The organism is Streptomyces sp. NPDC045431 (assembly GCF_040646655.1).
In the GTDB taxonomy this organism is placed as follows: Bacteria; Actinomycetota; Actinomycetes; order Streptomycetales; family Streptomycetaceae; genus Streptomyces.
In genome coordinates this window covers 320,538-340,862 of sequence record NZ_JBEZAQ010000002.1, presented here as the reverse complement: position 1 = coordinate 340,862, position 20,325 = coordinate 320,538, and the positions used below count along the sequence as shown (strand labels likewise).

Annotated in this window: 29 protein-coding genes; 8 read left to right on the top strand and 21 right to left on the bottom strand. The window is 71.0% G+C overall.

What is annotated here, in order from left to right; genetic code table 11:
• The first annotated feature begins 11 nt into the window (after positions 1–11).
• The 3 genes from AB0A69_RS05990 to AB0A69_RS05980 all read left to right on the top strand — a co-directional run bounded on the left by AB0A69_RS05990 (position 12) and on the right by AB0A69_RS05980 (position 3,281).
• Positions 12–1,991: a prolyl oligopeptidase family serine peptidase gene (locus AB0A69_RS05990; RefSeq protein ID WP_361415808.1), complete on the top strand. Its 1,980-nt coding sequence runs from the start codon at positions 12–14 to the stop codon at positions 1,989–1,991.
• On the top strand, positions 1,988–2,917 hold the full coding sequence (locus AB0A69_RS05985; protein WP_361415806.1) for an LD-carboxypeptidase: 930 nt from the start codon (positions 1,988–1,990) through the stop codon (positions 2,915–2,917). Before AB0A69_RS05990 ends, AB0A69_RS05985 begins: the two co-directional genes overlap by 4 nt.
• 79 nt (positions 2,918–2,996) lie before the next feature.
• Positions 2,997–3,281 carry a hypothetical protein gene (locus AB0A69_RS05980; RefSeq protein ID WP_361415804.1) on the top strand — a complete coding sequence of 95 codons (285 nt, stop codon included), beginning with the start codon at positions 2,997–2,999 and terminating at the stop codon, positions 3,279–3,281.
• A 24-nt stretch (positions 3,282–3,305) separates the two neighbouring features.
• Here AB0A69_RS05980 and AB0A69_RS05975 read toward each other — a convergent pair whose 3' ends face one another.
• A complete protein-coding gene (locus AB0A69_RS05975) occupies positions 3,306–4,403 on the bottom strand; it encodes an adenosine deaminase (RefSeq protein WP_361415802.1) in 1,098 nt (365 codons plus the stop codon).
• Positions 4,404–4,491: 88 nt separating this feature from the next.
• Positions 4,492–5,241, bottom strand: coding sequence for a GntR family transcriptional regulator (locus AB0A69_RS05970; protein ID WP_361415800.1), 750 nt, complete (start codon positions 5,239–5,241; stop codon positions 4,492–4,494).
• A 233-nt stretch (positions 5,242–5,474) separates the two neighbouring features.
• Between AB0A69_RS05970 and AB0A69_RS05965 the strand changes: the two genes are divergently transcribed.
• Both AB0A69_RS05965 and AB0A69_RS05960 read left to right on the top strand, forming a co-directional pair.
• Positions 5,475–6,947 (top strand): MFS transporter, encoded by a 1,473-nt coding sequence (locus tag AB0A69_RS05965; RefSeq protein WP_361415798.1) that lies wholly within the window; start codon positions 5,475–5,477, stop codon positions 6,945–6,947.
• Between the two features lie 109 nt (positions 6,948–7,056).
• Entirely contained in the window at positions 7,057–7,614 is a 558-nt protein-coding gene (locus AB0A69_RS05960; protein ID WP_361415795.1) for a GNAT family protein, read from the top strand.
• A 77-nt stretch (positions 7,615–7,691) separates the two neighbouring features.
• Here the strand turns inward: AB0A69_RS05960 and AB0A69_RS05955 are convergent, their stop codons facing one another.
• The 15 genes from AB0A69_RS05955 to AB0A69_RS05885 form a co-directional block, all read right to left on the bottom strand.
• Complete coding sequence (locus AB0A69_RS05955; RefSeq protein ID WP_361415793.1) at positions 7,692–7,865, bottom strand: CsbD family protein; 174 nt, start codon at positions 7,863–7,865, stop codon at positions 7,692–7,694.
• A 50-nt stretch (positions 7,866–7,915) separates the two neighbouring features.
• Entirely contained in the window at positions 7,916–8,347 is a 432-nt protein-coding gene (locus tag AB0A69_RS05950; RefSeq protein WP_361415791.1) for a gas vesicle protein K, read from the bottom strand.
• Entirely contained in the window at positions 8,337–8,615 is a 279-nt protein-coding gene (locus tag AB0A69_RS05945) for a gas vesicle protein (RefSeq protein ID WP_361415789.1), read from the bottom strand. The genes AB0A69_RS05950 and AB0A69_RS05945 overlap by 11 nt, the downstream gene beginning before the upstream one ends.
• Entirely contained in the window at positions 8,612–9,442 is an 831-nt protein-coding gene (locus AB0A69_RS05940) for a GvpL/GvpF family gas vesicle protein (protein ID WP_361415787.1), read from the bottom strand. Before AB0A69_RS05940 ends, AB0A69_RS05945 begins: the two co-directional genes overlap by 4 nt.
• Positions 9,442–9,909: a gas vesicle protein gene (locus AB0A69_RS05935; protein ID WP_361415785.1), complete on the bottom strand. Its 468-nt coding sequence runs from the start codon at positions 9,907–9,909 to the stop codon at positions 9,442–9,444. Before AB0A69_RS05935 ends, AB0A69_RS05940 begins: the two co-directional genes overlap by 1 nt.
• A 27-nt stretch (positions 9,910–9,936) precedes the next feature.
• Entirely contained in the window at positions 9,937–11,043 is a 1,107-nt protein-coding gene (locus tag AB0A69_RS05930; protein WP_361415783.1) for an SRPBCC family protein, read from the bottom strand.
• The gene (locus tag AB0A69_RS05925; protein WP_361415781.1) at positions 11,040–11,663 is read right to left on the bottom strand and encodes a hypothetical protein; all 624 of its coding nucleotides are present in this window, start codon (positions 11,661–11,663) and stop codon (positions 11,040–11,042) included. Before AB0A69_RS05925 ends, AB0A69_RS05930 begins: the two co-directional genes overlap by 4 nt.
• Positions 11,664–11,694: 31 nt before the next feature.
• On the bottom strand, positions 11,695–11,946 hold the full coding sequence (locus tag AB0A69_RS05920) for a gas vesicle protein GvpG (protein WP_361415779.1): 252 nt from the start codon (positions 11,944–11,946) through the stop codon (positions 11,695–11,697).
• 213 nt (positions 11,947–12,159) lie between these two features.
• Positions 12,160–12,600, bottom strand: coding sequence for a gas vesicle structural protein GvpA (locus tag AB0A69_RS05915; RefSeq protein ID WP_361415777.1), 441 nt, complete (start codon positions 12,598–12,600; stop codon positions 12,160–12,162).
• A 72-nt stretch (positions 12,601–12,672) separates the two neighbouring features.
• Complete coding sequence (locus AB0A69_RS05910) at positions 12,673–13,044, bottom strand: gas vesicle protein (RefSeq protein WP_361415775.1); 372 nt, start codon at positions 13,042–13,044, stop codon at positions 12,673–12,675.
• Between the two features lie 438 nt (positions 13,045–13,482).
• Complete coding sequence (amaP, locus tag AB0A69_RS05905; RefSeq protein ID WP_361415773.1) at positions 13,483–14,076, bottom strand: alkaline shock response membrane anchor protein AmaP; 594 nt, start codon at positions 14,074–14,076, stop codon at positions 13,483–13,485.
• A gap of 10 nt (positions 14,077–14,086) precedes the next feature.
• Positions 14,087–14,758, bottom strand: coding sequence for a DUF6286 domain-containing protein (locus AB0A69_RS05900; RefSeq protein ID WP_361415771.1), 672 nt, complete (start codon positions 14,756–14,758; stop codon positions 14,087–14,089).
• A complete protein-coding gene (locus AB0A69_RS05895) occupies positions 14,755–15,201 on the bottom strand; it encodes an Asp23/Gls24 family envelope stress response protein (protein WP_361415769.1) in 447 nt (148 codons plus the stop codon). Before AB0A69_RS05895 ends, AB0A69_RS05900 begins: the two co-directional genes overlap by 4 nt.
• Complete coding sequence (locus AB0A69_RS05890; RefSeq protein ID WP_361415767.1) at positions 15,198–15,425, bottom strand: hypothetical protein; 228 nt, start codon at positions 15,423–15,425, stop codon at positions 15,198–15,200. The genes AB0A69_RS05895 and AB0A69_RS05890 overlap by 4 nt, the downstream gene beginning before the upstream one ends.
• A gap of 38 nt (positions 15,426–15,463) precedes the next feature.
• Positions 15,464–15,895 carry an Asp23/Gls24 family envelope stress response protein gene (locus AB0A69_RS05885; RefSeq protein ID WP_361415765.1) on the bottom strand — a complete coding sequence of 144 codons (432 nt, stop codon included), beginning with the start codon at positions 15,893–15,895 and terminating at the stop codon, positions 15,464–15,466.
• A gap of 698 nt (positions 15,896–16,593) precedes the next feature.
• On the opposite strand from AB0A69_RS05885, the gene AB0A69_RS05880 reads away from it, so the two are divergent.
• From AB0A69_RS05880 to AB0A69_RS05870, 3 genes are all read left to right on the top strand, one after another.
• Positions 16,594–16,863 carry a hypothetical protein gene (locus AB0A69_RS05880; protein WP_361415763.1) on the top strand — a complete coding sequence of 90 codons (270 nt, stop codon included), beginning with the start codon at positions 16,594–16,596 and terminating at the stop codon, positions 16,861–16,863.
• Positions 16,864–17,231: 368 nt separating this feature from the next.
• Entirely contained in the window at positions 17,232–17,438 is a 207-nt protein-coding gene (locus AB0A69_RS05875) for a cold shock domain-containing protein (protein WP_361415761.1), read from the top strand.
• 193 nt (positions 17,439–17,631) lie between these two features.
• Positions 17,632–17,805 (top strand): hypothetical protein, encoded by a 174-nt coding sequence (locus AB0A69_RS05870; protein ID WP_361415759.1) that lies wholly within the window; start codon positions 17,632–17,634, stop codon positions 17,803–17,805.
• A 467-nt stretch (positions 17,806–18,272) separates the two neighbouring features.
• Here AB0A69_RS05870 and AB0A69_RS05865 read toward each other — a convergent pair whose 3' ends face one another.
• The 4 genes from AB0A69_RS05865 to AB0A69_RS05850 form a co-directional block, all read right to left on the bottom strand.
• Positions 18,273–18,986: a GvpL/GvpF family gas vesicle protein gene (locus AB0A69_RS05865; protein WP_361415757.1), complete on the bottom strand. Its 714-nt coding sequence runs from the start codon at positions 18,984–18,986 to the stop codon at positions 18,273–18,275.
• Positions 18,987–18,991: 5 nt separating this feature from the next.
• Positions 18,992–19,450, bottom strand: coding sequence for a gas vesicle protein GvpJ (gene gvpJ / locus AB0A69_RS05860; protein ID WP_361415755.1), 459 nt, complete (start codon positions 19,448–19,450; stop codon positions 18,992–18,994).
• Positions 19,451–19,459: 9 nt separating this feature from the next.
• A complete protein-coding gene (locus tag AB0A69_RS05855; protein WP_361415753.1) occupies positions 19,460–19,819 on the bottom strand; it encodes a gas vesicle protein in 360 nt (119 codons plus the stop codon).
• A gap of 139 nt (positions 19,820–19,958) precedes the next feature.
• Positions 19,959–20,318: a VOC family protein gene (locus AB0A69_RS05850; protein ID WP_361415751.1), complete on the bottom strand. Its 360-nt coding sequence runs from the start codon at positions 20,316–20,318 to the stop codon at positions 19,959–19,961.
• Positions 20,319–20,325 lie beyond the last annotated feature (7 nt).

The following is a 20,325-nucleotide window of genomic DNA, read 5'->3' as shown; positions in this document are numbered from 1 at the left end:
GGAGCACCCGGATGGTACCCACGGGGGCTTACGGAACCTGGCCGTCACCCATCGGCGCCTCGCTCGCCGCCGCACACGACGGCCGTCCCGAGTACGTCGGCGTGGTCGGCGACGAGATGTGGTGGACCGAGCCCCGGCCCACCGAGGACGGCCGGCGCACCCTGGTGCGCCGGCGCGCCGACGGCACCGAGGAGCCGGTGCTGCCCGCCCCGTGGAACGTCCGCAGCCGGGTCATCGAGTACGGCGGCAGCCCCTGGGCCGGGACGGTGCGCGCGACCGGACCGCTGGTCGTCTTCAGCCACTTCCCGGACCAGCGGCTGTACGCGTACGAGCCCGACGGCGACACCCCGCCGCGCCCCCTCACCCCGCTCTCCCCGGTCGGCGGCGGGCTGCGCTGGGCCGACCCCGTCGTCCGCCCCGAGCGCGGCGAGGTGTGGTGCGTCCTGGAGGAGTTCACCGGCGAGGGACCGGGGGACGTGCGGCGGGTCATCGCCGCCGTACCGCTCGACGGCTCGGCCGCCGACGACCGGGCGGCCGTACGCGAACTGACCGACGGCACGCACCGGTTCGTCACCGGGCCCCGCCTCTCACCGGACGGGCGCCGCGCCGCGTGGATCGCCTGGGACCACCCGGACATGCCCTGGGACGGCACGCGCCTGATGACCGGGGAGGTGCAGGAGGACGGCCCCTTCACGGGCGTACGGCAGGCCGGGGGCGGTGACGGCGAGGCGGTCTGCCAGGCCGACTGGGCGGCCGACGGGTCGCTGCTGTACGTCTCCGACCGGCGCGGCTGGTGGGAGCCGTACCGCCTGCGGCCCGGCTCGTCCACGCCGGCCGCGCTGTGCACCGGCCGCGCCGAGGAGTTCGGCGGGCCGCTGTGGAAGGTGGGCATGCGGTGGTTCCACCCGCTCGACAACGGCCTCGTCGCCGTCATCCACGGCCGGGGCGCCACCGCCCTCGGCATACTCGACCCCGAGACCGGCGAACTCGTCGACGCCGCCGGGCCCTGGACCGAGTGGGCGCCCACCCTCGCCGCCCACGGCAGCCGCGTCGTCGGCGTCGCGGCCAGCCCCCGCAGCGCGTACGAGGTCGTCGAACTCGACACCGGCACGGGCAGGGCACGGGTCATCGGTTCCGCGCACGACGACCCCGTCGACCCCGCGTACTACCCCGAACCGCAGATCCGCACCTTCACCGGTCCCGACAACCGCGAGATCCACGCCCACATCTACCCGCCGCACAACCCCGACCGCAGCGCCCCCGACGACGAGCTGCCGCCGTTCGTGGTGTGGGCGCACGGCGGCCCCACCGGCCACGCGCCGCTCGTCCTCGACCTGGAGATCGCCTACTTCACCTCGCGCGGCATCGGCGTCGCCGAGGTCAACTACGGCGGCTCCACCGGCTACGGGCGCGCCTACCGGGAGCGGCTGCGCGAGCAGTGGGGCGTCGTGGACGTCGAGGACTGCGCCGCCGTCGCCGAGGCGCTCGCCGCCGAAGGCACCGCCGACCCGGCCCGCCTCGCGATCCGCGGCGGCAGCGCGGGCGGCTGGACCGCCGCCGTCTCGCTCGCCGTCACCCGCGTCTACGCCTGCGGCACGCTCCTCTACCCCGTCCTGGACCTGGAGGGCTGGGCCGAGGAGACCCACGACTTCGAGTCCCGCTACCTGGAGTCCCTGATCGGCCCGCCCGGCGAGGTCCCCGGCCGCTACCGCGAGCGTGCGCCGATCGAGCTGGCCGAACGGATCACCGCGCCGTTCCTGCTGCTCCAGGGGCTCGACGACGTCGTCTGCCCGCCTGCCCAGACGGAACGTTTCCTGGCCCGGATGGCGGGTCGCGGCGTACCGCACACGTACCTCGCCTTCGAGGGGGAGGGGCACGGTTTCCGGCGGGCCGACACGATGACGCGGGCGCTGGAGTCGGAACTCGCCCTGTACGTCCAGGTCTTCGGCGTCACCCGCTTCGACGTGCCGCTGCTGGAGCTGCGGAAGTGACGGACCGGGTAAGGGCGTTGGAGCGGCCGCGCCGCCTGCGGCCCGGGGACCGCGTCGCGATCGTCGCGCCCAGCGGTCCGGTGGCCGAGGAGCGGCTCCGGGCGGGGCTGGACATCCTGCGCGGCTGGGGCCTCGATCCGGTGGCGGCGCCTCATGTCCTCGACCGGCACCTGGGCTACCTGGCGGGGGACGACGCCGCACGCGCCCGCGACCTGACGCGGGCCTGGTGCGACCCGTCCGTCGCGGCGGTGATCTGCGCGCGCGGCGGTTACGGCGCCCAGCGCATGGTGGACCTGGTCGACTGGGCGGCGATGCGCGCGGGCGGGCCCAAGGTGTTCGTCGGCTACAGCGATGTGACCGCGCTCCACGAGGCGTTCGCCGCACGGGGCCTCGCCACGCTGCACGGCCCCATGGCCGCCGCCGTCACCTTCCTCGAGGACGCCCGCACCCAGGAGTCGCTGCGCGCCACGCTCTTCGACCCCGACTCCGTACGCACCCTGGGGCTGGACACCGCCCGCCCGCTGGTACCGGGCCGGGCGCGGGGCGTGACGCTGGGCGGCTGCCTCACCCTCCTCACCGCCGAGCTCGGCACGCCCGGGGCCCGGCCGTCCGCGCGGGGCGGCCTGCTGCTCCTGGAGGACACCGGCGAGGAGCCGTACCGGCTGGACCGCGCGCTCACCCAGCTGCTGCGCGCCGGATGGCTCGACGGAGTCGCGGGCGTCGCCCTCGGCTCCTGGCAGGCCTGCGGCCCGTACGAAGCGGTCCGCGCGACCCTGCGCGACCGGCTGGCCGGGCTCGGCGTGCCGGTCGTCGAGGAGCTGGGCTTCGGACACGGCCCGACGAACCTGACGGTGCCGCTGGGCGTGCCCGCCGTCCTGGACGCGGAGGCGGGCACGCTGACGTGCGAGGTGCCGGCGCTGCGGTGAGGCCTCGCGGGGCGGCCTCGGGGACTCCGTTCGGGCGCACCCGGGTATGACCGGCGGGCCGGGCGGTCACCCTGTCACCATGAGCCAAACCGACGAAGAGGTCGCCGAGCGACTGGTACCCGTATGGCTGGAGGAGGCCGCGCGGTTCGAGCCGCGCGCCGCCGAGGACGCGCGGCGCGGCTGGGAGCAGGGGCGGCTGTCGCCCGCCGCCGCCCGCGAACTGGCCGACTGGGTCACCGCGCGCGTCACCGAGACGGCCTTCAACCGGGACGAGGGCCCGTCCCGGCACGGCCCGCCCCACGTCAGCGTCGCCGACAAGGCGGCCGTGCACCGGTGGCTCGCCGCGCAGGGCTACGACGTCTGAGCGCGCGCGCCGGTGACCCGGGGGTCAGCGGCCGGCCGCGAGGGCGGCGTAACCCGGGCGGATCACCTCGTCGATGAGGCGCCGGCGCTCCGGCAGCGGCAGGAAGGCGGCTTCGACGGCGGCGACCGTGAACTCCTCGAAGACCTCCGGGCCGTAGCCGAAGGCGTCCGCCATGTGCTGGAACTCCCGGCTCATGGTGGTGCCGGAGACCAGGCGGTTGTCGGTGTTCAGCGTGATGCGGAAGCCGAGGCGGCGCAGCTGGTCGATGGGGTGCGTGGCGTAGTCCTTCGCGGCGCCCGTCTGGAGGTTGGAGGTCGGGCAGACCTCCAGGGCGATGCGGTTGTCGCGGACGTACGCGGCCAGGTGGCCCAGCGTGCCGTCCTCGGCGATGTCGTCGGTGATCCGGACGCCGTGGCCGATCCGCTCGGCGCCGCAGACCTGCACCGCCTCGTGGATGGACTCGGCGCCGACGGCCTCGCCCGCGTGGATGGTGAAGTGGCAGTTGTGCCGCTTGAGGTGCTGGAAGGCGGGCAGGTGGCGGGCCGGCGGGTTGCCGATCTCGCCGCCCGCGATGTCGAAGCCCGCCACGCCGCGCTCGCGGTGCGCGACGGTCAGCTCGGCTATCTCCAGCGAGCGGTCCGTGTGGCGCATGCCGGTCAGCAGCGTGCCGACGGTGATGCGGCCGCCGGCGCGGCGCTCGCCCTCGCGGAAGCCGTCGTTCACCGCCTCCACGACCTCGTCGAGGGTGAGGCCGGCGGCGAGGTGCTGCTCGGGGGCGTACCGCACCTCGGCGTAGACGACGCCGTCCGCCGCCAGGTCCTCGGCGCACTCGGCCGCGACGCGGAACAGCGCCTCGCGGGTCTGCATCACCGCACAGGTGTGGGCGAAGGTCTCCAGATAGCGCTCCAGTGACCCGGAGTCGGCGGCGTCCCGGAACCACACGGCCAGCTCGGCCGGGTCCTGGGTCGGCAGGCCGGTGTAGCCGCAGTCGCGGGCCAGCTCGATGATCGTCGCGGGGCGCAGGCCGCCGTCCAGGTGGTCGTGGAGGACGGCCTTGGGGGCGCGCACGATCCAGTCGGCGGGAGCGGGGGCGGCGGCGGGGAGGTTGTCAGACAAGTGCATGGGGCGGGAGTGTACGCCACGAGGGCGGGTCGGCGCCGTGACGCGGGTGACGGCGGTGCCGGCGCCGGGCGGGGGCGCCCGGGTGCTCTCAGGACGACTGGAGGACCGGCAGCGCCGCCGCGCCCGTCGGGAGCATGTGCTTGGCCGCCATGACCGGGGTGTCGTTCACCCGCACCACCTGGGTGACCAGCACCGCCGGGGTGTCGGCCGAGCGGGCCAGCTGCTCGCCCCGCCGCTGGCCGACGAGCGTCGCCGTCACGGTGCTGTGGGCCGTCAGCGGCACGCCGCGCGAGGCACCGGTCAGCACCGCCAGCATCGACGTACCGACCGGGTCGGGCTGGGTTTCCAGGGCCCGGGCGAAGGCCGGGTGCACGCGCTCCAGGACGTCCTCGGCCGCCGCCCACTCCTGGCTCAGCGCCGCCGCCGTACCGTCCGCCGCCAGCAGTGACTCCCAGAACCGCAGCTCCGCCCGGGCGGGCGCCAGCAGGTGCTGGGTGGTGAAGTCCGTCGGCTCCTCGACCGTGCGCAGCAGGCCCCGTACGCGTACGGGCGCGCCCGCGCCGATCAGTTCCTCCAGGGGCTGGATGTGCTCGAAGCCGCGCCGCGGCGGGCTGTCGTTGACGGTGCGCCCCACCCCGCGGCGCACCGAGAGCAGGCCGTCCTCCTGGAGCAGCAGCAGGGCCTCGCGCAGGGCCGGGCGGCTGACGCCCAGCTCGGCGGCGAGCTTCGGCTCGGAGGGGAGGGTGGAGCCGGGCGGATAGGTGCCGGCGTGGATCGCGTCCACGATCCGCTCGTACAGCACCACGACCGGTCTCCGCTGCTCTGCGCTGACCACCACTGCCCCTCCTCGGCTCACTTGTCTGCAAGTTATGCCGAGCCGACCCGGGCGGGCAATGCCATACCCTCCCGGCCGCTCTCATGTGAGCTGGGAAAACAGCAAAAGTTTGCTCGGAGGTCTTGACGTCGACGCGCGTAGATCTCAGGCTGTGTCAGCAATGCTTGTCTGACAAGCATGGGCATCGCTTGTTCGATCTCCCGACATGACATGACATCCAAGGCAAAGGGGCCGACATGTCCATCTCGTTCGGCCGGACGCGTTCCGGAGCCGAAGCGGCCACATCCGACCTGGCGGGGCGCGGCCCCATGCTGCTGGCGATGGTCCTCGCCGTCCTCGGCTACCAGATCAACGCCACCATGCTGAGCCCCGCCCTGCCCGATGTCATCGAGCGCCTCGGCACCACCACCGCGGCCGCCGGCCTCTCCCAGACGCTGTTCTTCCTCATGGCGGCCATCGGCCAGGTCACCCTCGCCCGCCTGAGCGACCAGCGCGGCCGCAAGCCGATGATGCTGCTCTGCGCGGTCGTCCTGATCGTCGGCAACCTGCTCTGCGTCTTCGCGCCGAACATCGAGATCTTCATCGCGGGCCGCGTCCTCCAGGGCGTCTCCGCCGCGATGTTCACCCTCGCCTTCCTCACCCTGAACCAGCTGCTCACCCCGGCCGGCTTCGGCAAGGCCGCCGGCATCATCACCGCCGTCAACGGCGGCCTCGCCGGTGTCGACGCCATCGCGGGTGGCCAGATCGCCGACACCATCGGCTTCCGCGGCATCTTCGTCTGCTCCACGCTGATCGCCGTCGCCGGTCTCCTCGGCGTACGCCGGTACGTCCCCGACGTCCCGCCCACCGCCGACGCCGACGCCCGCTTCGACTCGCGCGGCATCGCCGCCCTCGCCCTCGGCCTGACCGGCGTCCTCGTCGGCCTCGCCCAGGGCGCCGCCTGGGGCTGGACCTCCGCCCTCACCCTCGGCTTCCTGCTCGGCGGCGTCGCCTCCCTCGTCTTCTTCGTCGTCTCGCAGAAGAGCGCCGCCAACCCGGTGATCGACCTCGACGTCCTCGCCTCGCGCCGCGCCTGGCCGCTGCTGCTGACCACGATCTGCACCCTCGGCGGAGCCTTCGGCGCGATCGCGCTCACGATCCCGCTCTTCTCCCAGGACGCCCGGGTCGGCCTCGGTCTCTCCGCCGTCACCGCCGCCGTCCTCTTCCTCACCCCCATCCAGCTGATCGGCGTGGTGTCCGCCCCGCTGACCGGCCGCCTCGGCCCGAAGATCGGCTGGCGCACGGTCGTGGTCGCCGGCGCGATCGCCAACTTCGCGATTTTCGTCTTCGCCACGCTGTTCCTGCACAACGAGTGGATCCTGGTGGCCGCCCTCGCCGCGCTCGGCGTCACGTACGGCGGCTTCATGCTCACCGGCCTCAACGGTCTCGCCGTCACCACCGCCCCCAAGGACAAGCCCGGCTCGCTCTCCGGTCTCAACGGCGCGTGCTTCGGCATCGGGGCCTCGCTCGGCATCGCCCTCGCCTCCGCCATGATCACGGCGGGCAGCGACGCGGGCGGCGTCACCGAGGCCGGTTACCAGCACGCGATGTACACGGCGCTCGCGCTGCTCGCCATCGGAGTCGTCACCGCCCTGCTCATCCAGCGCCCGGACCCGGCGGAGTCCGACGACGCGGACGACGAGCGCCAGGTGGTCCTCACCCACCACTGAGGCTTCCCACCCGTACGGCCGCTCCCACCGCCCCCGTGCGACCAGGGATGATCCACTCGTCCTGGTCCCGGGGGCGGTGGTCCGCTGATCGCCCGGCTAGCCTGAGCGGATGCACGGCACCCGTTCTTCCGCCTCTCCGTATCTGACCGAGGGCCCGCGTGTGGGCCTGCGCCACCTGACGTACGAGGACGCCGACGAGTTCACCGCGCGGGCCAGGGAGAGCCGGGACCTCCACAAGCCCTGGCTTTTCCCGCCCGTGGACGCCGACGCGTACGCCCGCTACGCCCGGCCCCTCGTCGAGGGGGACGACCGCGAGTCCTTCCTGGTCTGCGAGCGGGGGGCAGACGGGGCCATCGCCGGGTTCATCAACATCAACAACATCGTGCGCGGCGGCTTCCTCAGCGGCGCGCTGGGATACGGGGCCTTCGCCCACGCCGCCGGGCGCGGGCTGATGAGCGAGGCGCTCGGGCTGGTCCTGCGGTACGCCTTCGGCCCGCTGGGCCTGCACCGGCTGGAGGCCAACATCCAGCCGCTGAACGCCGCCTCCCTCGCGCTCGTACGCCGTGCCGGCTTCCGGCTGGAGGGCTTCTCGCCCGCGTTCCTCCTCGTCGACGGGGAGTGGCGCGACCACGAGCGCTGGGCGATCACCGCCGACATGGTCGCGTAGAAGCGGCCGGCGGCTCCCTGACCGCGCATCGCGGTCCGGGAGCCGCCGGCCGTGGACCGGAGGACGTGGGGCAGGGGTCAGTGCTTGAAGGTGTCCTTCGCCTTCTCCACCGTCTGCTTCGCGTCACCCTTGGCCTGCTCCGCCCGGCCTTCCATCTCCAGGCTCTCGTTCCCCACAGCCCGTCCCGCGGCCTCCTTCGCCTTCCCCTTGGCAGTCTGGGCGGCGTTCTTCGCCTTCTTCTCAGTGCTCATGTCTGTCACCTCCAGTCCGCTTCTGCCCGCTGCAGCGCGGGTCAATCCGGTCAAAACGGATCCTCTGGAGGCGGGAGCAGACTGCCGAGCGGGCCGAGGTCCAGATTCAGATCCGCCATGGTCAGGCCGTAGCGGGCACACAGCTCGGTCATCCGGTCGTGCAGGAGCATGAGGGTCGTGCCGAGGCGTTCCTCCTCGTCCTCGGTGAGGTCACCGGCGTCCACCCGGTGCAGGGCCTGCCGCTCCATGAGCTGCCGCAACAGCTCGACCAGGGTCAGGACGAGTTTCATCAGGTCGCGCTCCACCGTGTCGGGATCGGTGTTGATCCGGTGCGTGGGCGCGGACGGGCGCCCGCGCCCGGACCGGCGCAGCTCGCGCGGCGCTGCGGGGAGCAGCCGGAAGGCGCGCGCCGCCGCGTCGGCGAGCTCCTGGTGGCGGTCGACGGGCTCGTGGGGGGCACCGCCGCGAGGGTCAGCGGACATCCCGCACCGGCCCGGTACCCGGGACGCCTCGGACCTCCGGCAGGGGGAGCTCCGCGAAGGGGGAGGGGTTCTCCGCGCTGATGGACACGATCAGGGTGCGCAGGGAGATCCGTACGAGGTCGATGTCGGCGATGGACAGGGTGATGTCGCCGGTGACGACGACGCCGCTGGTGAGCAGGCGGTCCAACAGGTCGATCAGGGCGATCTGCCGGCCGGGCAGAGGAGCCTGGCCGCCGCTGGTGTACGGGGATACGCCGGGTGCCGTCATCCCGCGGTCGCCTCCTCGCCCTCCTGGTTCTCGGGCGCGGGAGCGGCTGCCGCGAACGAGTAGGGCGCCCAGGGGCCGGTGATTTCGAGCTGGACCGTGTCTTCGCCCTCGGCCGCCTGCCGGACGGCCGCGAGGAAGGGCTCGGACCGGTCGGAGGGCACGAGATAGGCGTCGTTGGCGATGTTCTCGAACGGCCCTTCAACCAGCGCACCCTGCTGCGCACGATGACGAGTGTGCTCGACGGCCCGGCCGCGGGCGGCGACATGGATGCGCTGAGCGGCCTCCAGTGCCTCCTGGTACGCGGTGTCCCGTGTGTGCCGCTCCTGGCGGCGGTGGCGCAAGTAGGCCCGGCCGGGACTCAGCTCGGGCGCGGGCGGTGCGGCCGTGGTGCCCGTGCCCGGGTCCGTTACGGGGTCGACCGGTGGGGCGAAGAAGACCTTGACGCCCCATTCCACGTGACCGGCGAGCCGTGCGAGCCGGGGGAGGAAATCGTCCCGGCCGGCCGCCAGCAGCGTGCGGACTCCGTCATCGTCGCGGTAGATGGTGGCGAGCCGCAGGGGAAGCACGGTGGTCCTGGCCGCCACGGCGTCGATCACACCGTGGTGGGCGCGGGCGACTGTCTCCAGCCAGCCCAAGTCCTCCAGGTGGGCGGTCAGGGGCGCCTCCTCGAAGTCGGCGGAGGGCACATCGCTGACCACCGCGGCCATGTCCCGGTCGGTCACGACACGGACGGGCGCGTCGCCGACGCCCCGCAGGGCTGCCACCGCCTCACGCAGCTCCGTCGTCGCGGCGGCGATCGCGTACAGATAGTCGACCGTCGCGCTCATCACCCGTCTCCGGAGGGCCGGTACACGTCTCTGCCTCCCCTGCCTTCCCGGCCTTCGAGGTTTTCCCGGCCGGCTGTGCGCCGCCGGGGTTCCGGGGCCTCTTCCTCCAGGCGCCTCCTGGGCGGGAGAGCACGGGCGTCCCTCAGGGCGGCGATCTCCTCGCGCAGGCGCCGGTTCTCCTCGGCGAGTCCGGGGCGTTCGACGGCGCGGGAGGACAGGGACGGATCGTGCTCCCACCAGTCGATTCCCATCTCCTTGGCCTTGTCGACCGATGCGACCAGCAGCCGGAGCTTGATGGTGAGCAGCTCGATGTCGAGAAGGTTGATGCGGATGTCGCCTGCGATGACGATGCCTTTGTCCAGGACACGTTCCAGGATGTCGGCCAGGTTGGCCGACGAACCCTGCCCGTAGGACGGTGATGCCCGGGACGGGAAGGAGCCGAGGTTGCTGGAGACGGGTTCGCTCACGGCGGTTCGACCTCGATTCGGGGCAGTTCAGCGCCGGGCCGAGGGGCTGCGACCGTGACGTTCGTCCTCGTACGGCTCTTCGTCCTCGTCTTCGTACGCCCTTTCACCTTCGACCTCTATGTCTTCCTTGGAGGGTTCGCGCGCCTCGGAGCGCCCGCCCTCACTGCGGTCGTCGTCCTCGTCCTCTTCGTACTCCTCCTCGCCCTCGGCCTCGTCTTCGTGGTACGCGTCCTCGGTGTCGTCCGCCGGTTCTGCTTCGTCCAGGTCCTCGTCCTCATCCTCGTTCTCGCGCCCGTCCTGGGGCTTCCCCGTCTCCTCCTCGGCGTCGCTCACCACCTCGCCGTCGCGGATCTCGCCGCGCCAGCCATCAGCGGGCTCCTCCTGGAGAGTGACGAACTTGCGGAACAGCTTCAGATCCAGGCGGGCCCGTCGGCCCTGCGCGCGCCATATGTTCCCGGTCTTCTCGAACAGCCCCTTGGGGAAGTACTCCATGACCAGCAGCACCTTGGTCAGGTTGTCGCCCAGCGGGTGGAAGGTGACCGCTCCCTTGGTGGTGCCCTTGGCGCCCTCCGACGTCCAGGTGATGCGTTGGTCCGGGATCTGATCGCCGATCTTCGCCTTCCAGCTGCGATTGGACTTGGCTACCTTCACCTGCCATTGGCTCGTCGTCTCGTCGGATTGTTCGACGTTGACCACACCCTTGGCGAAGCGGCTGAACTGCTGAAACCGTGTCCACTGGTCGTACGCCTGACGGACGGGTACGCCCACGTCGATGTCCTCGACGACCAGGACGCTCTTGCCCTTGGTTTCGCCCTTGCCGCCGCCCTTTCCGATCTTTCCGAAGAGGCCGGCCACCTTTTCCTTCACGCCGCTGGTGATGTGCGACATCGCCATCGAGGCGACGGCGCGGCGGGGCGACTTGCCCTTGCCGAGTGCCTCACCGCCCTTGGACAGCGCGCCGAACGCGCTGCCGAGCGAACTGCCGGGGTCGCCCAGGTTCCGGGTGGCTTCACCGAGACGCTCTCCCATGCCGGTGACGGCCTTCTGCGCCCGAGCTTCCAGATACCTCTGGAGTTCTTCCTTGAGCCGGTCGCCGGCCTCGCCGGCCAGGCGCGTGCGTCCGCTGTCGGTCATGCTCCAAACCTCCTCCGGGCACGTTCCTCACCCGTCTCACGATCCCGCCCCCGCTCCCCGCCCGGACGTCGGGGCCGGCCTGACTCACCGCCCGTGTCCCGCATGCGGGGACGCAGCACCGCCTTGGCCGCCTTGTCCGAACGGACTTCCGCGCGCCGCTTGGCAGCCGGTCGGCCGGGGCTGCGCTCCGGCTCTTCCCCGTCACCACCCTCTTCTTCGCCCCTCAGGTGCTCAGCGCCGTCCGTGTCTCCCTCGTCCCTCCCGGGTTCCTGGTCGTCGACGTCGACGTCGACGTCGACGTCGGCATCGTCATCCGCGTCGTCCTTGGTGACCCCGGGTATCTCCTGGCGGAGGCTGAGCGTGCGCTCGTGGAGAGAATCCGCCAACCGGTCGGCCCGGGTGGCCACGGCCGTGACGGCGGCCTCCTTGCCGGCGGTGAGCAATTCCTCGCGGATCTGTTCACCCAGGGCGTCCAGGGCGGGTGAATCCGTGACCAGAGACGCCACCTTCTTGGGGTCGATCTTCTTCCTGAGGACCCAGGACGCCAGAGCGATCGCGACCTTGGCCTTCTTGGTCCGTCCGAGCACGTAACCGCCGATCAGGGCCGCGCCCGTCATCATGTTCGTCATCGCAGGGGGTCCTCCTGACACCTCATGGCCCGCTTCCTTCCCAGAAGCGGCGGATCTCGTCGAGCCGGTCCAGCAGCTCGTCCTCACGCCTGTCGAAGGTCTCCTGATCGATCCGGCCGGACATCAGCTCACGCTCCAGCTCCGTGAGCGCCTGGAGGACCGGGCCTTCGTCGTAGTACTCCCTTTCCGCCACCTCGGTGACGCGCTGCACCACCCATCCGACGCCTCGTAGCGGGGCGAGGGGGAAGGTGAGCAGTTGAACCAGTACGCCCATGTCCGTATGGCTCCTTCCCGACTCACACAGGAGTCGCTGGGCTTGATGGACGGCACTCACCGCGCTCGCTGGACGAAGCTGTACGGGGGCAGCGGGCCGTGGAGCCGGAAGTCGACGTCGTCGCCGTGCTGCTCGGCCAGCCGGGCCTCCTGGGCCGTCGAGCCCCGGTGGATGCGTCGCTGCCGTGAACGCGTAGACGTAGACCGGCATGGCTCAGTCTTCCCGGCGCCTGGGAGGGCGGCGCTCCGGCCGTTCCCGCTGCCGTTCCTCGACTGGTTCGGGCTCGTCGTCACGGCTCTTGCGGAAGGATTCCGAGAACGCCTCCACCGCGCCCGTGAGGGCTCCCTTGCTCTTGCCGCGTGCTCCGTCCTCGGTGAGCTCGCCGACCAGCTCGGGCAGTTGCCTCGGTGCCTTGCGCCCCGTTTCCAGGTCGAGGCGGTTGCACGCCTCCGCGAACCGCAGATATGTGTCCACGCCGGCCACCACGACTCGGGCATCGACCTTGAGGATCTCGATGCCCACCAGGGAAACCCGGGCGAAGACGTCGATGACCAGGCCGCGGTCCAGGATCAGTTCGAGTACGTCGTACAGCGACGAAGAGCTGCCGCCGCCCTGCGCGACGCCACCTCCGCCACCTTGCGGCACCACCGTCATGGCGCCTCCTCTCGGGGACCGCACCCCTCGGGCTGTCCGGCCCCCGGTTCGTCCGCTTGAGAGCGGGAGGATTCACGTGCGCGAGTCGATCTGACCCCGCGTGTAACGGCGGATCCGCTCGTACGCCATCAGCTCGCCCTCGGCGTCGAGTGTCACTCGATAGCTGGCCAGCACGCTGGTGGTCACGGGGATCCGCTCAAGTTCCAGGACCTCCACCTCGGCCTCCCACCCGTCGTCGATGGGGCGGAGGGCGGAAATGGACTCAGGGGCTCGGCCGAGCAGCTCCTTGAGCTGGTCCACAGCCAAGCGCATCGCCTTGGGGGCGGGAAGTCGTTGCCCTGTCCCCTGGCCGTCACGGTGAGCCTCCGGTCGACGCTCTTCCTGCCGACGCTCGTCACGCGGGTCGTGGGGGTGGCGTCCGCTGGTCTGTCGCTCCGAAGGCATGACACTGCTCACCCACTGCCAAAAGTGCACAAAAGCATTAAATAAATCATATAGGACTAATCCGGTTCTAGCCTGATCTCCACGGCCGCCCCGCGCGCAAGAACGATTGCCAGCCTCGAAGGCGCTGCAGTACATGGGCTCCGCCCAGGCCCGGGGCGTGGTGCCGTCGGCGATGGGTGTAGGAGAACTGGATCACCGGGATCTCCGGATGACTCTCCAGCTGGTCGCGAAGCTGACGCCGCTGATCGGTGACGGCACAGCCGAATCCCATCCACACCGCTCCTGACGGTTTCGGTCGCAGGTGCTTCACGGCCGCCGGTCCGCCTGGCCGTGCTCTTCCCGCCGCCGACGCGCCCTGTGCAACCAAGCCCACTGTCGGGGCCGCGCGACGCCGCTCGGGAAGCCTCGCCGCTACCCGGAGTTGCGGTTCGGGGGATCTCAGGCGACGCGCCGGGCGGAGTGCCGGGCTTCCCGGAGTCGGATTTTCGACGGGAGGCGGTCCAGGCCGGCCGAGACTCTGGCGTGTGCAAGTGTTTCCTGGCTCAATCGCTCCACGGTCCGCGCTGGATCCGCGTGAGGCTCCAGCAACAGTCGCACGCGTGCGGTGGGAGCAGTAGGCCGGCCTGTCAGCCGTACATGGACGCGCGAGACTCCGTCCAGGGCTTGTGCCTCGTCCTCGATCACCTCTTCCAGCGTGCGGCCGTTGAGTTGTGCTGCCGCGCCGTCCTTGCTGTTGACGAGGACCCGGCCCAGGCGGTGGCTGCGTTGTGCAAGAAGCCACCACAGCAGCAGGGCCAGCAGTACGGCGAGTACCGCGATGACGGTCGGCCACCACCAGCCTTCGTCCCGCCACCGGGTGCGTCCCTCGGTGCCCAGCAGCACGTCGTCCGGCCCACGGAAGGGCCACCAGTCCGGCATGCGGAAACCCCAGCGGCGTTGCAGATCCAGGCCGCCCAGCAGCACGCCGCCACCCAGGGCGAACAGCCCCAGGCCGCAAAGCCCCAGCAGCACCCGGTTCCCTGTCTTGAGCATCGAGATCTCCTCAGCCCTTCTTCGGGCGCCGGACGTGCACGGTCAGCGTGGGTTGCCGGGCAAGTCGCAAGGACGTCACGGCTTCGCCCAGCGCGGCCTTCAGGTCCGCGCGGACCTCCTCGAGATCGCGGAAATGGGCCTGTGCCCGTGCTTTGACCTTCCGGCGGCCGACAGCGACCTGTGCCGACTGGACACCGGGCACCTGCAGGGCCCGGTCGCGCAGCACCAGGGCGGCCGCGCGGTGGTCGATCCCGGCGCGGACCTCCTTGTTCTCGGGGATACCGGTGGGCTGCCGCATGGGCAGCAGCCTGCGCAGACCCGGTGTCACCGCCAGCAGGAAAAGCCACAGGCCGAGGGCCATCGTCAGGGCGGCCCCGACGATCATCCAGGTGTCCTCCAGCGGCCGTTGGGCCAGTTCCTCGGCGAGTCGCCGGCGCCATCCCATTGCAGACCCGCCTGCCCGAACCGAAATGACGTCGTACAGGAGCAAGCCCGTGGCCGCAGCGGACAGTAGGGCTACGACGGCGGCGGCAATCCTCCGCGCAGACCAGAAACGATGCGGCGACCGGCCTTCCTTTTCGGTCACCTTTGTCGTGCCCGCGCCCGGGGCATCGGCAGAAGGAGCCGCCTGTCCCGAATCGGAGGGAGGGGTGCTCGGCTGCCGCCAGGCGTTCGCGTTCATCTCACCCTCCCCTGGTCCGTGTGCCGCGTATGCACCGAGTGCAGCCTCTCGACCGACACCACGAGGTCGGACACCTCCATGCCGGCCCAGGTCCTGACCCGTTGGGTAACCTCCCGGCGCACTGCGGCGCACTGCGCCCCGATGTCGGACGGATAGCCGAGCTCGACGGTGATGTGCATGTGCACCTCACCGAGCACCGCCTGCCCCCTGGCGGCAGACTCGGCGTCTCGTCCTGTCGCACTCCGCTCCGGTGCCTGCTGCACGGACGCGGTCACGCGTGGCGTCCGGCGCCCAGGTGGTACGTGGCCAGTCGAGTCAGTGAACCGGCTGAGCGCCTCGCGCGCCACCCGGGAAGCGGTCTTCGCGACAACCCGGTCGGCGACGGTGATCGCACCGCGCTCGCCGCGGGGGACGCCCGAAGGCTGGACGGCTTCAGCGGTCACCGCTGCCAGTCTCCCCGAGTCCGTCGCCGGTCATCGCGAATCCGATCCTGCCGGTCTCGCCGACGGACGAAGTCGCCCGGTTCGAGATCGCCTTCCATCAGGCGCCCGATCACCAGGCCGACGACGCCGAGCCCCAGCACCAGCAGGAAGCCCCAGAAGTCACCGAAATATGCCGCGAAACCCAGCGCCATTCCGGCGATCAAGCCCACCACGGCCCTGCTCATCACGTGCTCCTTCGCTCAAAGAGCAGCTTCGCGCCCGGTTACTGGACCCGCTGCCGCCCTTCCTCTTCGTCGTCCTCCTCCGGCAACTTCACATCACTGACCATGATGTTGACTTCCACGACTTCCCGACCCACCAGCCGCTCCACTGCGGAGATCACGCTCTCCCGGACCGCCCCGGCCACGTCCGTGATGGAGGTGCCGTAGTAGACGACGATCTCCAAGTCGATGGCCGCCTGCACCTCTCCGACCTCGACGCTGACCCCGCGTGTGACGGACTTGCCGGCACCGGCGCCGGGCATCCGCTCCCTCATGGATCCCATCGAACGAGCGAAACCGCTGCCCAGGGCATAGACGCCGCGCACGTCCCGCGCCGCCATTCCGGCGATCTTCTCCACCACCACATCGGCGATGTCCGTCCGGCCGCGAGAACCGGGCACACTGCCGTGCCGTATGCCGGCGTTCTCAGTCATCAGGGAGTTCCTTCCTAAAGAAGTCACTCTGCACTATTTATCTGCATTATATTCGATTTAGTACCTTTATTCCAGATTTAGGGTGTGAGGCGGGGGTGGCAACGCGTGGCCTGAGCGTTCCTGCGCGAAGCCCTCGCGGTCACTCTGGGCGCAGTGCGGCAGGAAGAGAACGGCGGCCAAGCAAGAAAGAGGGTGCGAGACCGGTGTCTGAGGCGTGGAAGCAGGCAGCACGGCAACAGCTCGGCCTGGGCCGGCTGCTCCCGCTCGGCGGGCCCGACGACGGGACATGGATCACTGAGCAAGCGGCCGTCCGGGCCCTCGGGCGCGCTGCGGCTGAGATTCCCGGTGTTTGGCTGGAGTCTCTGCGCATCGGTTCGGCACCGCTTGAGCCTGTTTCCGAGCCGACCGTCCGTCCGCCGGCCAGTGCGCTACCGCCTGGCCCGCTCAGGATCGAAGCCACCTTCACAGCATCCCTCGGGCAGCCGCTGCCTGAGAGTGCCGACCGGTTGAGGAGCGCCCTGCTCAATGCGGCTGCTGAACGGCTCGGCCTGCCCACCGTCACGGCTGACCTGTGTGTGACGGATCTCCGTGAGGGCCCGCAGGCAGTCGTGGAGTCGCGACTTGCGGCGGAGGCCGTAAGGCCCGCGCCGGAAGCCGCACCCGCACGAAGCCCGGCCCTGGGATCCGGACCACGACCCATGCGGGGCCTCGTCGGTGAGCTGGCTGACGTCGCAACGGCTGTTCGGGGCGTCGCCCGCCTCACCACCGTGCTGGGAAGCCGCCCGGTCAAGGTGGACGACTATGACGATCCACCCAGCCGACGCATCGAAGTCCACCTCGCGGTCGCCCCCGGACACCATCCACTGGAAGTCGCCCGCGCCGTCCGGGCCGCCGTAGCCGACGCAGCCTCCACTGACACCTCGGGCCCGGTCACCGCCGCCGTTCTCATCACGGAAACCGCGGCCTAGCCAGCCAGGCTCTGGCGCACCATCCCCCAGATCCCGCACAGCGGTGCCCACGCCCTGGTCCTCGCACCAAGCGGATCTCGCATGCGTGAGCGCGCGGGCACGGATCGACGGTTGTAGGCGGGGGCCTGCCGCCTCGATGTGGCCGCCGGCATGAACCACGGAGTCCCCTTCTGCGAGAGTTGAGCCCGCCTGCTGCAGCAGGCGGCCTATCTCCCACCGGCGCAGGGGCCGTAACACCAGGCGCCCTGCGCAGCGGGCATGTCGTGTTTGCTGCTTCGCGCCCCTTCACACGCCTTGAAGGGCGGTCGGCATCGGGCGGACGGTTCAGGTCTGGTACTGACTCTGAGCTGAACGGGAGGTGACGTCCATTGCCCAGTGGTGTCGTTAAGTGGTTCGACTCCGACCAGGGTGTCGGGATGATCTGCCAAGGGCGCGATCAGCCAGAGGTTCTGGCCGAGCTTTCTGCGGTTCGCGGACCGGCTCGCCGACTGGTCCAGGGCGACAGGGTGTTGTTCGACATCACCTTCGATGCCGCAGGGCGTCGGGCGGACAACATCCACCGTCTCCCCGACTAGTCGCCGGCCGGGATGGCTAGGTGGCGGAAGCAAGAGTGTGCTGGGTGCGTGTCGTCAGCCCCACACCCACGCCCAGCCCTCCTGGCCGGCCGCCTCTGGTGTATCCGGCATGGGGCCTGGTGACAAGCGGGGCACTGTTTCCGTCCGGCGTCAGGGGGCAGGCGCATCGTAAAGCGTCGACGAAGGGACCGACATGAGCGCCGGGCAGAAGGCCAAGGCCACGACCGAGCAGGTTGTCGGGAAGGCTGTGAGGAAGGTGGCCCACGCGATGGGCAAGGACACCACCGCCGCCAAGGGCGCCGCACTTGAGGCACGGGGCAAGGCCCGAGCCGCCAAGGAGGGCGCGAAGGACGGCTTCCGCCACTGATCACGTCCCCCCGAGGGGTGCGGGAAGAATGGGGCTCGGTGTGTGAAGCAGCGGGCCCCGCTCACTTGGGCCGACGGCAGTACCCAAGCAGCAGGTTCACCGGGGCCGCAATTGGGCACGCAGCCGCCTGAAAGATACACATTGCTGCCCGTGCGCCGGCATGCGCGCGCACTGGATCGTCGGAGTCCTCGCGCCGCATTGCTCGGAGCAGCGCCGCCGATGCCCTCGGGTGTGTGGGCACGGGGTTGAAGCGCCAGGATGACCGCGGCTCCGGCTACGAGCGGCCCTTGTTGCCGTGAGGGCCACCGCTACCAAGCAACGAACCCGCATCACCACTCGGCAGGCCGCCACCGCAGCAAGTCGCCCGCCGACCCGCCGCACCACCCAGCCGCGCCCCGCGGCGGGGCGAGCGGGAGGGGGAGCAGCCGGCTCGGTACGCCCATGACCGGATGGCCTTCTGCCGGCGCCTAGACGAAGCTGTACGGGGGAAGGGGTCCGTGGATCCGGAAGTCGAAGTCCTCGCCGTACTCCTCGGCGAGCTGGGCCTCCCGGGCCGTGAACTCCTGCTGCCGGGGCCGCTCGACGAGGAAGGAGGCGCCGAGGAAGTCGTCCCCGGCCGCCTCCGACACCTTGGTCTCGCGTGCCAGCGGGCGTAGCGCTTCGACGATGCCGGAGCCGAACGACGCGTGGCGGGCCTCTACCTCGCGGGCGACGAGCTCGCCGAGCGCCAGCTTCAGTTCCTGTCCGCCGCGTCCGGCCCGGATCTCGTCGTTCATGCGACGCGCGTCGTCGGACTGCCGCAGCACTTCGCGCAGCAGTACGTCCTCGTCGCAGGAGACCTTCAGGTGGAACTCGGCGCAGCCGTCGAGGGCGGCCAGCCGCTCCTGGTAGGCGTCGGCGCGCTCCTCCAGGGTGTCGCGGACGGACTGGTCGTCCGGGGCGAGGGCGCCGAAGCGCAGCGGGAGCACGGTCGCCTGGCCCATCAGCTCTTCGAGGACCGTCTCGTGGGCGAGCACGTCGCGGCGCTTGGCGCGCAGTCCGTCCGGCGCGTCGCTGACGACGGCGGCGAGCGATGACCCCTTCACCACGCGGAGCTGCCGCGGGGGGTCTCCCACCCCGGCCACGCCGTCGAGTTCGAGGGGGTGGGTCGCGGCCGTGATCGCGTAGACGTAGACCGACATGGGGTTCACTCTTCCCGGTGCCTGGGGGGCCTGCGTTCGGGCCGGGACCTCTCACGCTCCTCGACCGGTTCGGGCTCTCGCTCGGACTGCTCGTCCCGGCCCTTGCGGAACGACTCGGAGAACGCCTCCACGGCCCCGGTCAGAGCTCCCTTGCTCTTGCCGCGGGCGCCGCCCTCGGTGATCTCGCCGACCACGTCGGTCAGCTGGGCCGGGGCCTTCCGTCCGGTCTCCAGGTCGAGGCGGTTGCACGCCTCGGCGAAGCGGAGGTACGTGTCCACGCTGGCCACCACGACACGGACGTCGACCTTGAGGATCTCGATGCCCACTAGGGACACGCGGGCGAAGACGTCGATGACGAGGCCGCGGTCCAGAACCAGTTCCAGCACGTCGTAGAGCGATGACGAGGAGCCACCGCCCCCGCCGCGTGCGACGGCGCCTCCGCCGCCTTGTGGCACCACGGTCATGGTGCCTCCTCACCTTCGTGGGTCGATCTGCGCCCGCGTATAGCGACGGACCCGTTCGTACGCCATCAGCTCGCCGTCCGCGTCGAGCGTGACCCGGTAGCTGGCCAGCACGCTGGTGGTCTCGGGGATCCTTTCGAGCTCCAGGACCTCCACCTCGGCCTCCCACCCGTCCTCGGTGGGCCGGAGGGCCGAGATGGACTCCGGGGCCCTTCCCAGCAGCTCCGTCAGCTGGTCGGCAGCGGAACGCATCGCCTTGGGAGCGGACAGTCGCCTACGAGGCCCTTCGCTTCCGTCGCGGCGCCCGCTGTCACGGGGCTCGTCGCGCGGGTCGTCGGGGTCGGGTTCGCGGGCCGGTCGCTCGGAAGGCATCGCGCTCCTCACCCACTGCTAAAGCTGCACAAAAGCATCAAATGAATCATATAGGACATGTGGGTGGGTCCGGCCGTCCTGGCGGGGATCCGTCGGAACGGCCGGGCGAGGCGGCCGGTGCCGCGCACACGGAGCGTACTTACGGGCGCCGACGGTCGACGTACTCGAACACCGAGCCGTCCGGGTGGGCCGCGATCAGGTTGCGCCCCACCGGCGTCGGTACCGGGCCCGCCACGACCCGTGCGCCGACCTCGGCGAGCCTGTCCCGCGCCACGTCGACGTCGTCCACCGCGATCGTCGCCGCCACCTTGCGCAGCACCTCCAGCTCCGACTCCGGGCCGGTCATCAGCAGGAAGCAACCCACCGCCGCCACCGACACACCGCCGCGTTCGAAGCGGAGCGCGGGGCTGCCGGTGAGCCGTTCGTAGAAGAGGACCGACTCCTCCAGGGTCTTCGGGTCATCGAGGCAGATGCGCAGCGTGGCGCCGAGGATCTCCATGCGGGCG

Bases quoted from the DNA above. Each gene is read 5' to 3' on its own strand.
- AB0A69_RS05990 (WP_361415808.1), top strand. From the start codon at position 12: ATGGTACCCACGGGGGCTTACGGAACCTGGCCGTCACCCATCGGCGCC.
- AB0A69_RS05980 (WP_361415804.1), top strand. From the start codon at position 2,997: ATGAGCCAAACCGACGAAGAGGTCGCCGAGCGACTGGTACCCGTATGG.
- AB0A69_RS05975 (WP_361415802.1), bottom strand. From the start codon at position 4,403: ATGCACTTGTCTGACAACCTCCCCGCCGCCGCCCCCGCTCCCGCCGAC.
- AB0A69_RS05965 (WP_361415798.1), top strand. From the start codon at position 5,475: ATGTCCATCTCGTTCGGCCGGACGCGTTCCGGAGCCGAAGCGGCCACA.
- AB0A69_RS05960 (WP_361415795.1), top strand. From the start codon at position 7,057: ATGCACGGCACCCGTTCTTCCGCCTCTCCGTATCTGACCGAGGGCCCG.
- AB0A69_RS05955 (WP_361415793.1), bottom strand. From the start codon at position 7,865: ATGAGCACTGAGAAGAAGGCGAAGAACGCCGCCCAGACTGCCAAGGGG.
- AB0A69_RS05950 (WP_361415791.1), bottom strand. From the start codon at position 8,347: ATGTCCGCTGACCCTCGCGGCGGTGCCCCCCACGAGCCCGTCGACCGC.
- AB0A69_RS05945 (WP_361415789.1), bottom strand. From the start codon at position 8,615: ATGACGGCACCCGGCGTATCCCCGTACACCAGCGGCGGCCAGGCTCCT.
- AB0A69_RS05940 (WP_361415787.1), bottom strand. From the start codon at position 9,442: ATGAGCGCGACGGTCGACTATCTGTACGCGATCGCCGCCGCGACGACG.
- AB0A69_RS05930 (WP_361415783.1), bottom strand. From the start codon at position 11,043: ATGACCGACAGCGGACGCACGCGCCTGGCCGGCGAGGCCGGCGACCGG.
- AB0A69_RS05925 (WP_361415781.1), bottom strand. From the start codon at position 11,663: ATGATGACGGGCGCGGCCCTGATCGGCGGTTACGTGCTCGGACGGACC.
- AB0A69_RS05920 (WP_361415779.1), bottom strand. From the start codon at position 11,946: ATGGGCGTACTGGTTCAACTGCTCACCTTCCCCCTCGCCCCGCTACGA.
- AB0A69_RS05915 (WP_361415777.1), bottom strand. From the start codon at position 12,600: ATGACGGTGGTGCCGCAAGGTGGCGGAGGTGGCGTCGCGCAGGGCGGC.
- AB0A69_RS05910 (WP_361415775.1), bottom strand. From the start codon at position 13,044: ATGCCTTCGGAGCGACAGACCAGCGGACGCCACCCCCACGACCCGCGT.
- amaP (WP_361415773.1), bottom strand. From the start codon at position 14,076: ATGCTCAAGACAGGGAACCGGGTGCTGCTGGGGCTTTGCGGCCTGGGG.
- AB0A69_RS05900 (WP_361415771.1), bottom strand. From the start codon at position 14,758: ATGAACGCGAACGCCTGGCGGCAGCCGAGCACCCCTCCCTCCGATTCG.
- AB0A69_RS05890 (WP_361415767.1), bottom strand. From the start codon at position 15,425: ATGAGCAGGGCCGTGGTGGGCTTGATCGCCGGAATGGCGCTGGGTTTC.
- AB0A69_RS05885 (WP_361415765.1), bottom strand. From the start codon at position 15,895: ATGACTGAGAACGCCGGCATACGGCACGGCAGTGTGCCCGGTTCTCGC.
- AB0A69_RS05880 (WP_361415763.1), top strand. From the start codon at position 16,594: ATGCGGGGCCTCGTCGGTGAGCTGGCTGACGTCGCAACGGCTGTTCGG.
- AB0A69_RS05870 (WP_361415759.1), top strand. From the start codon at position 17,632: ATGAGCGCCGGGCAGAAGGCCAAGGCCACGACCGAGCAGGTTGTCGGG.
- AB0A69_RS05865 (WP_361415757.1), bottom strand. From the start codon at position 18,986: ATGTCGGTCTACGTCTACGCGATCACGGCCGCGACCCACCCCCTCGAA.
- gvpJ (WP_361415755.1), bottom strand. From the start codon at position 19,450: ATGACCGTGGTGCCACAAGGCGGCGGAGGCGCCGTCGCACGCGGCGGG.
- AB0A69_RS05855 (WP_361415753.1), bottom strand. From the start codon at position 19,819: ATGCCTTCCGAGCGACCGGCCCGCGAACCCGACCCCGACGACCCGCGC.
- AB0A69_RS05850 (WP_361415751.1), bottom strand. From the start codon at position 20,318: ATGGAGATCCTCGGCGCCACGCTGCGCATCTGCCTCGATGACCCGAAG.